The sequence below is a fragment of the Mycetohabitans sp. B2 genome (assembly GCF_021733735.1).
Classification (GTDB): domain Bacteria; phylum Pseudomonadota; class Gammaproteobacteria; order Burkholderiales; family Burkholderiaceae; genus Mycetohabitans; species Mycetohabitans rhizoxinica.
The window spans coordinates 18,677-28,276 of record NZ_JAHKSP010000056.1; the positions used below are offsets into that span (position 1 = coordinate 18,677).

The window sequence follows — 9,600 nt, forward strand, 5'->3', positions numbered from 1 at the left end:
CGTGCCTTCGAAACGAAAGGCCGGTTGCCATTGACCCAGACCAAAAAATGGCCCTCCAAATCATCGTGCAGCGGATGCAGCCGCCAGCTTGACACGTTCATGTCACATCGGGGCGGACTGCATCGTCGATGCTGCCGCAGCTGGCGGTGAGGCGCGCATAGCGGGCAACGTGCGCCGCCGCGATGACCACAAGTCATGAAACATGTGCCAAGGCACGGTTGAGCATAGCCGCAGTTTGAGTGTTCGGACGGCAGGCTGGGTGGACGGACAATCAGCGCTGTGGCTGCCGAGCAGGGGGCTCGACCGGCTCCTGCTCGCCCCAGTTTATCCGATGGCCGTGCACCGTCTGGCGGTGCCGCGTGTCCTCTTCCTCGTGCAAGTACAGGCTCGTGGTGGTCAGCGACACGTGCCCGAGGTTGTCGCGCACCGTGCGCAGATCGAGGCCGCCATCGGCCTGATGCGAGCCGGCTGTATGCCGCAGCCAATGCGCTGAGGCGCGCACCAGTTCGTCGGCCCGATCGGCAAAGGCGGGCCCGCGTGCGCGCAGCCACGACGCGGCGTCGCGAAAGATCCGCTTGATCGCGTCATGCAGGGCGGAGCGCGACAGGCCACGACGCGGGCCCCGGAAGGGCACGACCAGCGGCGTGTCCTCAGCCCGGCGGGGCAGCGAGGGCAAGCCACACGCCTGCCGGTAGCGGGCCAGCTCGACGATCAACTCTGGCGACGCCGGCACGCGCCGCGCGCGTTGCCCCTTACCCACGATGTCCAGCCACCACTGATCGTGTCCGTCCGGGCCCAGGCGTCGCGAGAAGTCGCCCATGGTGCCGTGAGCGACCTCGGAAAGGCGCAGGCCTTGCAGATAAAAGAGCGTGGTCAGCCAGCGGCAGCGGGTGGAGTACGCGCGCTGCGCCGTTGTTTCCCGGGGCAGCTGCTCGACAAAGTGTTTAACCTCGTCCCACAGCGAAACGGATAAGTAGCGCGTGACACGGGGCACCGAGCGCTTGGCGCGCTGACGCAGTAGCGCCATCGGGTTGCCGCGCAGATAGCCGGCGTCCACCAACCACGTGAACAGGCCGTTCAGAATGACCCGCGCTTGCCGCTGGCTGGCCGCGGACAGCGGCCCATTAAAAGGCCGCCAGCGGGCATCGCCGCGGGGATATTTGCCGCCGGTGGCCGACACCCAGCGGCTCGCGGGCTGCGGGTCGGCCAGGAACGCGTTGAACTGCTGTAGATCCTCGTGCGTGAGCGACGACAGCGGCTTGCCGAGTTGCACGACGGCCCACAGCAAGAGTCGCTCGGCCTCCTTGCGGTAGGTGTCGAACGTGGTTTGCGTGTTGGCGTAATTGGACAGCCAGGCGCGCACGGCGTCCAGGTCGTTGCGTGCGGCGAGCTGCGCGGTCTCGCGCGCGCCGCGATTGGTGCCGTCGCGCCCGTCTAAATGCTCGGGCAACGCGAGTGCCTCGACTGGTTGCACGGCGGTGAAGGGGGTGACGGACACGGGTGGAGCGCTCCAAGGGCGGGGTTCAACAAAAAACGACGCTTCTAACCCACTCCACGACATTATAGCGGTAATGTCGTGGAGTGGGTCTTTAGTGTTAGATATACAACGTATTACGTAGTAATCTTTAAGCAAATCTTCCCCCGGAAACTGCGATGAGTGATGTCCTGTCCCCCGATGCGGCGCTGACCACCGAGATCGCGCGCTTGAAAGCCGCGCATTCAAACACGCGCGAGTTGTATCGCGAAGTGTGCGCGCTACTATTCTTTCGCTTTGGCATCACGCCCACCGCGAACCGCCTGTACCAGCTGGTGCGCAAAGGCAGCATGGGCACGCCCACCGAGGTCCTCGCCGAGTTCTGGCGCGAGCTGCGTGAGAAAAGTCGTGTCAAAATCGACCATCCGGATTTGCCCGCCGAGCTGCGCGACGCCGCCGGCACGCTCGTCGCGACGCTGTGGGAGCGAGCCGCGGCCACTGCGCACGCGGCGCTGGAAGACGTGCGTGCCGAAATGCGTCTCGAGCGCGACGCGGCCGCCGCTGAAGTAGCCGCCGCCCGCGAGGACGCGGCGCACGCCGAACGCACCCTCGAAGAACACCGCGCGGCGCGGCTCGCGGCACAGGCACGTATTCAGGAGCTCGAGCGCGCGCTTGCGGCGGCTGAGGCTGCGCACCAGACGCTGCACGCGCAAGTCGAGCGCCTGCAACGCGACGCACAGGAGCGGGACGCGGCGCTCGCCCAGGCGCGCGCCGATTTTGCCCGCGAACTCGATAAGCTGCGGGCCGACACCGCGCGCGCCGAAGCACGGCTGCAAGCGGCCGAAAAGCGCGCGCTCTTAGAGACCGAGCATGAGCGCAGCATCAGCGCGCGCCTGATCAAGGAACGGGATGCGGCGGTGCGACGTGCCGACGAAAGTGACGCGCGCCGCCGCGCTGAGCGGCAAGCGCTGCAGGCGCAACTGGGTGACGCACGCCAGCACATTGGCACGCTGGAAGGCAACTTAGCCGCGCTGCAGCGCGCGAATGCTGAAGCTGAAAAAGCGCGGCGCGCGCGGCAGCGCACACCCACTAAGTCCGCATCGAGTCGGCCCTCCGGCCCTGTTGGACGGCCACGCCCGCCGACGCGTGCGCTCAAAAAGAGTAGGTGACGCCGTCACCGCGACATTCGGCAACGCCTGCGCGAGGGATGAATCCTGTAGCGTAGGAGCTGGATTACCCCATCAAGAACGCCTCACCAGGCCTCAATGTCGGGCAAACGCCAGATAGTTGAGCTAGTTGAGTTGCTGCGCTAGTATGGTACGCAAAGCGTATCGTCTTCCTAGGCTATGTCGGAATCTACACAACAGGAATTCTTGCGAGCCGCCAAGGAGCAGCTTGGCGTAACCTGGGACGGACTTGCAACTGCCAGCGGTATTAGCCCGCGCGCGATGAAGACGTACCGGATGCCGAATACGTCGAAGGATTACCGCCCCCTTCCTAATCTCGCACGCGCAGCGATTCTGCGACTACTCCAGGACCGCAGAAAACGGCACACAAAACAAGCTTGACATGGTACTCATTGCGTACCACACTAGATCTCTTATCCGCGCAGCGGCGCGACGGGCGACATATGAACCCAAGACCGCATTTTACGGGGAAGGAATGCTGCCGATGAACTCGAATCACATCGACCCCGATACCGAACGAGCGATTCGGTACTTCCTTAACCTGATTGCCGACCGTTACGACATAACTGGCGCGATTCTCTACGGAAGCCGGGCGCGGCGCACCCATCGGGCCGACAGCGACGCCGATGTGGCTGTCCTGCTGAAAGGAGAACATCAGCGGTTCCTCACCACCAAGCTTGAAATGGCCGACATCGCATTTGACGTGCTGCTGCAAACGGGCATTCTCATCTCACCGCTGCCGATCTGGCTTGATGAATGGGAGCATCCAGAGACCTATTCAAACCCTTTGTTGCTCCACAACATCAACCGGGAAGGAGTCAGGCTATGAGTGACCAAAAATTGACGCCCATTGCGTTGATGGCAAAGGCAAAGCGGGCATATGCATCCGCCCGCGTACTGCTTGACTTAGGCGACGTGGATGGCGCGGTAAATCGCGCCTACTATGCGATGTTCGATGCGGCCCGCGCTGCGCTTTTAGCGTCTGGTGCACCCGTCGAACCGGATGTGAGTCGTACTCACAGCGGTCTGATCGGGGCCTTTGGCAACTATCTTGTTAAGAACGGCCCAGTATCGAAAGACATGGGACGACTGCTAAATCGCGCTGAGGAAATTCGCTTGGTAGCGGACTATAAGGATGAGTCGGTCGCATTGGGCGATGCTCAAGAAATGGTGGAGCAGGCCGAGGTCTTCGTTGTCGCCATGCTGGGCCAGTTTATGCCAGAGAACCCAAATGAAAGGTGAGTTTTGGAACTATCGCGTGAGCAGTTATCGAGTCATCGCCAAGATTTAGGATGATGAGCTGCTCATTTTAGTGGTGCGGATCTGAAATCGCCGAGCGGTCTATAAGTGATGACAGCCGTTATGGCGGGTAGCGCAAAGAGGTAAGAGAGGCGCGATGAAAGAAGATGATCGGAACTTATCCCAAGCAACGCATCCTCCATCAGCTGCGGCACCGCGCATGACGTTCGTCAACCTTCCCAACAGCATACGAACCGATTTCCCGGACGGCAGTTACCTTGTCGAGGGACCCGAAGGGGATAAATACCTTGTCTCCGAATCGGGTAATATCAGTGCCACCCTTGTCGAAATTCGGCGAGTGCAGATCGATGATCTCTCGCAGGTCTTAAGGCATGAAATCGTGCGTGTGCATGAGACAGTCTCGCATACCTTACACTTCGCCGGAGGGGGCGTTTTCTCTTTCCTGCATCACCGCGATGGACGCGGCATGTCGATTCAAGCAAACCGCATGTTGTGCCGGACATTACCAAGTGGTGTAATCATCGTATGTGGTACGGCAGCGGGCGATAACGGGCGTGAAGCGAAATTTTCCCCGCAAGCGGAAGGATAGCCTTGTTGCACCGCTTCAAGCTCGGCTTCTTGCCTGGCACTGCTGGGAGCGCTAAAGTCAATGCTTATATTGCGGTGCGACACGCAATGCCCGTCGCACCGCCCGCGCGAGACGAATTGCGGTGTGACGGGAAAGCCCGTGGGCAATAGCATAATCAGTAGCTCAACGTAGCGCTCGCCTGGCGAGACCAAGCAAACGCCATCAATCCGATGCATCGCGCCAAACCAGTACCACACGATGCGCCGAGGCACGCCGTTTGGGTAAATTAAGCCCGAGGCTAGTGCGACACAAAACAATGCAGGCCACGGCGGCATATTTGCCCTCTTCGCCGACCTATCGCTGTGCCCTATTTCTGGATTAAAAAGCGCTCACGATTCTTTCCAATCCATGACGGGGCTCGGCCTCTACCACTCCAAGTCTCACCGGTTTTGGGATTCTGGTATTTCGGCTCGTGCGGCTTTGCGGGTGCAGGGCTGCGAGCTTGACGCCTACGTCCGAATAAGTCTTCAGTCGTAATTCCCAACTCGGCGATCTTCTCGCGCATCTGGGCCAGCACCGATTGCAATTCATGCTGCCGTAAGGCTTCTGCCTCCGCTTCAAGCTTTTCAATTTGAGCGCGTAGCTCTTGGTATGTCGCCACGTTAATTTCCTATGTTAGGTTGAAAAAACATCCTGCACGCACGCGGATTGGGTCAGCCGGTTGCAAGCCTGTGCCGATGCGTCAGATTGACAAAGCACTTGGCAGCATGGTCTCCATCTAAAAAGCCCCTCTTTCTAGTAGATCAAGGCTGCTATATCGGACCCTGCTCATAGGCTTGCAGCGTATATTTTCCGCCCATTGCGTCGTCGTCAACGCGAGCGGCCTACGTATAGCCGAGCCAATTGCAGATTAGCCACTTGACCGTAAGCTTCGACACTTTCGATGACCAACCACCGCTTGGTTTTTGCCCTCGCAGCCTGTACGTGCGCATAAAAGATGCCAACTTGTCCTTTACGACGACCGGCTGCTTTACGATAGTTGGGCCTGGACAATTCGTTTTAGCTCGCAGATGAAGTCATGCAGCCGAGGGCGCAGCGGTTTTGAAGCTGAGCAAAGCGAGGAGAATCAGGGCGTAAAAAAGCCGCAGCTTGCGCAGGATCATGCGCAGGTTGTGGCCGGCGCCGCACAGCACCGCGTGGATGGCATCGCCCAGCGCACCCTTGAGCCAGTTTCGATCGAGCTTGCCGTCTGACTTCATGTGTCCGATGGCCGGCTCGATCGCGCTGCGCCGCCGGATCATTGCGCGCAAGCCGCGTGTGATGCCACGACGCAAACCCGGGTGATAGATTTTCACCTCATCGATGGCTACACCCTTGTAGCCACGGTCCACGATGGCGATCTGCGGCTGCACCTCGCTCAGGATCGCTGCTTGTTCCAACGCTTCAACCAACGTGTGCCCGTCGTACGGATTGCCCGGCATCGAACGAGCGCCGACTACCAGACCTTCCTTGTGCGTGGTCGTGATCGACACCTTCACGCCAAATTCATACGGTTTGTGTACTTTACCCTTGGCCAGACATTCTACTTCCGGCGCATGCAGCGCATACAGCTTATTTTTGTCCTTCTGCTTCTGCGTGAGAATCCGCTTCGTGCGGCTGATCAGCTCTTCCAACGCCGCGCGAGTTTGCCCAGCGACACCATTGAGTTGCCGCTCCAGATCGCGCATCACGCGCCCCACTCGAGAACGCAAAGTGCGCAGCGCTTTGTTCATCCGCTTGTACTGCTTCGCATGCGCATAGCGGCCTACCTGACTTGCCAGGCGCGGAGCCTCGCGATTGGTGTTTTGCCGCAGCTTCAGCCCGTGCCGGGCGGCCGCCTTGACTAGATGTTCTCGGCAACGCTCGAGCAGGCGCGAATCGGTGGGATGGGCAATCGCCTTTTCCATCACTGTCGTATCGACGATCACCCGCTTCAGGCTCGAAGTCTTGATGACGTTCGCGCGTTTGGCCGCTTCGATTGTCTCAGCCAACAGTTCTTCAACGCCGGCTTCGCCTAGCCGCTTGCGCCAGCGCGTCAGGCTCGACGCATCGATCGGCGGTTTGGTCTGCAAGTACGTCTCGCCGGTGAACACCTGCCAATACGGGTTCTCCAGCCATTGCCAGACCACATCCTCGTCCGACAAGTCGAAGGCGTGCTGCAAATACAGCAACCCCGCGATCAAACGCGGCGACGTTGCCGGCCGGCCGCGCTGCGACACGAAGCTCGCGCTCATCGCCGCGCTCAATCGGTCCCAGTCAATTAGATCGGCCAGACGAACCAACGGATGCTTCAAGTTGATCTGCTCGCGCAGCGGTTGGCGAAACAAATCTCCCTCTGGCACCGGCGTCTTCGGACCCATCCGAACCTCGTCGAAATTTGCAGGGATCTCGCATTAATATGCCTGCCTCTTGCAATTCCCACAACACCATTCTGGCCTCAGAGCCTTACTGCACCAACGTCTGCGGTTTATTCAGGACCGACTACGATAAGCGTTTATTTTACCTTAAAACGCCGACTGACAATCCAGTCACCCAAAAATAGGCGCGATGTATGGTTTTCACCAGTGGCGTTGCGCAGAAAGGCAAGAAAATCTATTTGCGTGATTGACGGCTAGCGGTGAAGCTTCAATAGGTTGTATCGATGGTTCATCCGACTGAGTCTGGGCAACTGAGGTCGCCAGACACGCAGCCTTCCAGCAGTTCAGCCGGATGAACACCTGTCAGAATCCCCGGCTCACCTTTGCTCGTCGACTTGAGAGGGTCAGCAGATTACTGAATATGGCTGAACTGTGGCACAAGCTGCAGCCATCACGGCGTGACGGCATCGACTGTACGCAAATGGCTCGGTCGCTATCTCACCGGCCGGCGCAGCCGCGCTGACAGATGCATCTTCGCGGCCAGTCCCCTCGCCACGTGCTATCGCGCCGGCGGCGGCTTGGCAGGTCCTGGCGTTGCGCTAGCAGCGCTTGCTACAGCGTCAGATTGCTCGACAGGCGAGCGCGTTCGCTTTAACCTGCAGAGTTGTGTGTTCAGGCGCGCCGGGCTGCCTTGTTTGAGCGACCTACCACCGCGGGAGCCGATTCAGCGATACGAGCATGCGGCGCCGGGCGATCTGCTGCACATTGAGACCAAGAAACTGGGTTGCATCACACGCCCCGGCCATCGTGTCACCGGCAATCGGCGAGATACAATGGCCGGCGCGGGCTGGGAGTATCTGTTTGTCGCCGGAGATGACCACGTTCGGATTGCTTCACGGCGATGCACCCAGACGTGAAGCAGGCCCGCGCCGTGCAGTTTCTGCGCGATGCCGTCGCGTGGTACGCCGGCTTGGGTGTGCGCCTCTGCAGGCTGCCCACCGATAACGGTTCGGCGTCCCGTTCACGTGAGTCCGCTCGGGCCTGTTAGGAGCTGGGCATTCGGTACAAATTGACACCGGTCTATCACCCTCAGACCAAGGGCAAGGCTGAACGCTTCCACCAGTCAGCCTTGCGCGAGTGGGCTGATGCCTGGACCTACCAAAGCTGCGCGCATCGCCGCGAAGTCTTAACAAGCTGGCAGCATCACTACAACTGGCATCGCGCGCACAGTGCCATCGGAGGCATTGCACCGATGGCAAGACTTTCTGAGTCGAGAAATTACCTCTTGACGCATCACACGCCAAGCCGTCCGGTCGTTCTTCGCGCTGGGAGCATGATCTTCGAAGATGTGACGGGCATCGGATCAATTGGTAACGCGGCGCGTGGTTGAACCTAGCCTCGACAAACTGCCACGGCGCGCTTGAAAAACAGTGCTTTTGTCGTCATAATGTGCTGATAGCGGCGCTGCGGTTTAAATAGGCCCGGAGTCCCTGCGACAAATCGGCGTCAGTGATCGTAAGCGTACTTCGAGTACGTCAGGTCCGGGTACCGCACTTCTTTCGATAGCCTCCTTTGGGAGGCTATTTTTATATGCGCGCGACGATCTATCTAGACGAAAGTGGGTGTCTGGGCTGGAAACTGGATGCGCCCTATCAACGCGGCGGCTCCAGTCGCTTCTTCACACTCGCGGCCGCCATCATGCCGGACGGCTGCGAACGGCTACTCGAGCGCGTCGTGCGCGGGGTCTACAAGCAGCGAGGTCGCCCCGCGCGTAACGAGCTCAAATCCGTTCACCTGTCAGCGCGCGAGCGCATTAATTTCGCCGGCGAATTGGCGAAAATTTACCATAAGTGCCCAGACGTACAATTCGTCTCAATTACAGTGCGCAAGGACGCTGTCAATGCCGCTTTCCGGCGTAGCCCGAACAGCCTTTATAATTACATGACGAAGCTGTTACTGCTGGAAGTCATGAGTGGGTACGACTCCGTATCCTTTATTCCCGATGTGCGGTCACTGAAAATCGAACTCAAGCATTCTCTCCACGAGTATTTGTGCACCGAACTCGCGGGCAGTGGCGCCAACATAAGGTTAGAGACAACGCCGTGGGAGAGCAAAGACAGTTTTTGCTTGCAGTTCGTCGATTGGCTAGCGGGTATCGTTTGGGCACACCATGAACATTGCAACGGCGAAGCTTACAAAGCGGCCTCGCCAAGCATTCGCCAGCGCCGGCTGTTCTTTTAAGGAAGTACGTCCTTTTCGGAGTGGTGATTGGGTAAGCTGGAATAGACTCGTATATGGCTGACAGACAACATTGACGGAAATTTTTGGGTTTCCGGCCCCATTGCTATTTGTTTAGGGCTAGGAGCCATGTCCAGAGCGGTGAGTTAACGCGCCTCACATACCCCGAACCATTGTGCTATGAGGCAAGGTTGCTATTCGCATTGTTCCATCAGCCCCAACGCCAAGATCACGGTCATCGCTCCACCCATCCGTGTGGCAAGCTGCGCAAAGGGCATGAGCGGCAGACGGTTTGCCGCCGTGAGAATAGCCAAATCGCCCGTGCTTCCCATGCCGCTATGGCATGCGTTAATCATTGCACTTTCGGTTGCCGGTAGTTTGATCCAGTGTCCGACAAAGAAACCGGTGATCATCAACGTAAGCACGGTCACCAGGGTGGTGACAAAATGCGCTAAAGTCAGCGCAGCGAGCAACGCT

Annotated in this window: 9 protein-coding genes and 1 pseudogene; 6 read left to right on the forward strand and 4 right to left on the reverse strand. The window is 59.2% G+C overall.

The genetic code is table 11. The features are described from left to right. Positions 1–271: 271 nt before the first annotated feature. Positions 272–1,498 (reverse strand): tyrosine-type recombinase/integrase, encoded by a 1,227-nt coding sequence (locus KPG66_RS13610; RefSeq protein ID WP_049786590.1) that lies wholly within the window; start codon positions 1,496–1,498, stop codon positions 272–274. Positions 1,499–1,653: 155 nt separating this feature from the next. Between KPG66_RS13610 and KPG66_RS13615 the strand changes: the two genes are divergently transcribed. From KPG66_RS13615 to KPG66_RS13630, 4 genes are all read left to right on the forward strand, one after another. Beyond that, entirely contained in the window at positions 1,654–2,643 is a 990-nt protein-coding gene (locus KPG66_RS13615; protein WP_013436789.1) for a DNA-binding protein, read from the forward strand. A 502-nt stretch (positions 2,644–3,145) separates the two neighbouring features. After that, positions 3,146–3,490 (forward strand): nucleotidyltransferase domain-containing protein, encoded by a 345-nt coding sequence (locus tag KPG66_RS13620; RefSeq protein WP_041755163.1) that lies wholly within the window; start codon positions 3,146–3,148, stop codon positions 3,488–3,490. Beyond that, the gene (locus KPG66_RS13625) at positions 3,487–3,903 is read left to right on the forward strand and encodes a HEPN domain-containing protein (protein WP_013436787.1); all 417 of its coding nucleotides are present in this window, start codon (positions 3,487–3,489) and stop codon (positions 3,901–3,903) included. The genes KPG66_RS13620 and KPG66_RS13625 overlap by 4 nt, the downstream gene beginning before the upstream one ends. Before the next feature lie 154 nt (positions 3,904–4,057). Beyond that, positions 4,058–4,510: a hypothetical protein gene (locus KPG66_RS13630; protein ID WP_013436786.1), complete on the forward strand. Its 453-nt coding sequence runs from the start codon at positions 4,058–4,060 to the stop codon at positions 4,508–4,510. A gap of 346 nt (positions 4,511–4,856) precedes the next feature. Here KPG66_RS13630 and KPG66_RS13635 read toward each other — a convergent pair whose 3' ends face one another. Further along, positions 4,857–5,150: an H-NS histone family protein gene (locus tag KPG66_RS13635; protein ID WP_013436785.1), complete on the reverse strand. Its 294-nt coding sequence runs from the start codon at positions 5,148–5,150 to the stop codon at positions 4,857–4,859. A gap of 415 nt (positions 5,151–5,565) precedes the next feature. Further along, entirely contained in the window at positions 5,566–6,888 is a 1,323-nt protein-coding gene (locus KPG66_RS13640; protein WP_013436784.1) for an IS5 family transposase, read from the reverse strand. A gap of 349 nt (positions 6,889–7,237) precedes the next feature. Between KPG66_RS13640 and KPG66_RS13645 the strand changes: the two are divergent. Beyond that, a pseudogene (locus KPG66_RS13645) lies at positions 7,238–8,185 on the forward strand (IS481 family transposase); the annotation flags it as partial. A 272-nt stretch (positions 8,186–8,457) separates the two neighbouring features. After that, positions 8,458–9,126 carry a DUF3800 domain-containing protein gene (locus KPG66_RS13650; RefSeq protein WP_013436779.1) on the forward strand — a complete coding sequence of 223 codons (669 nt, stop codon included), beginning with the start codon at positions 8,458–8,460 and terminating at the stop codon, positions 9,124–9,126. A gap of 191 nt (positions 9,127–9,317) precedes the next feature. On the opposite strand, the gene KPG66_RS13655 is transcribed toward KPG66_RS13650, so the two are convergent. Then, positions 9,318–9,600: 2-hydroxycarboxylate transporter family protein (locus KPG66_RS13655; RefSeq protein WP_237071176.1), on the reverse strand; the 283-nt coding region annotated here is incomplete at its 5' end.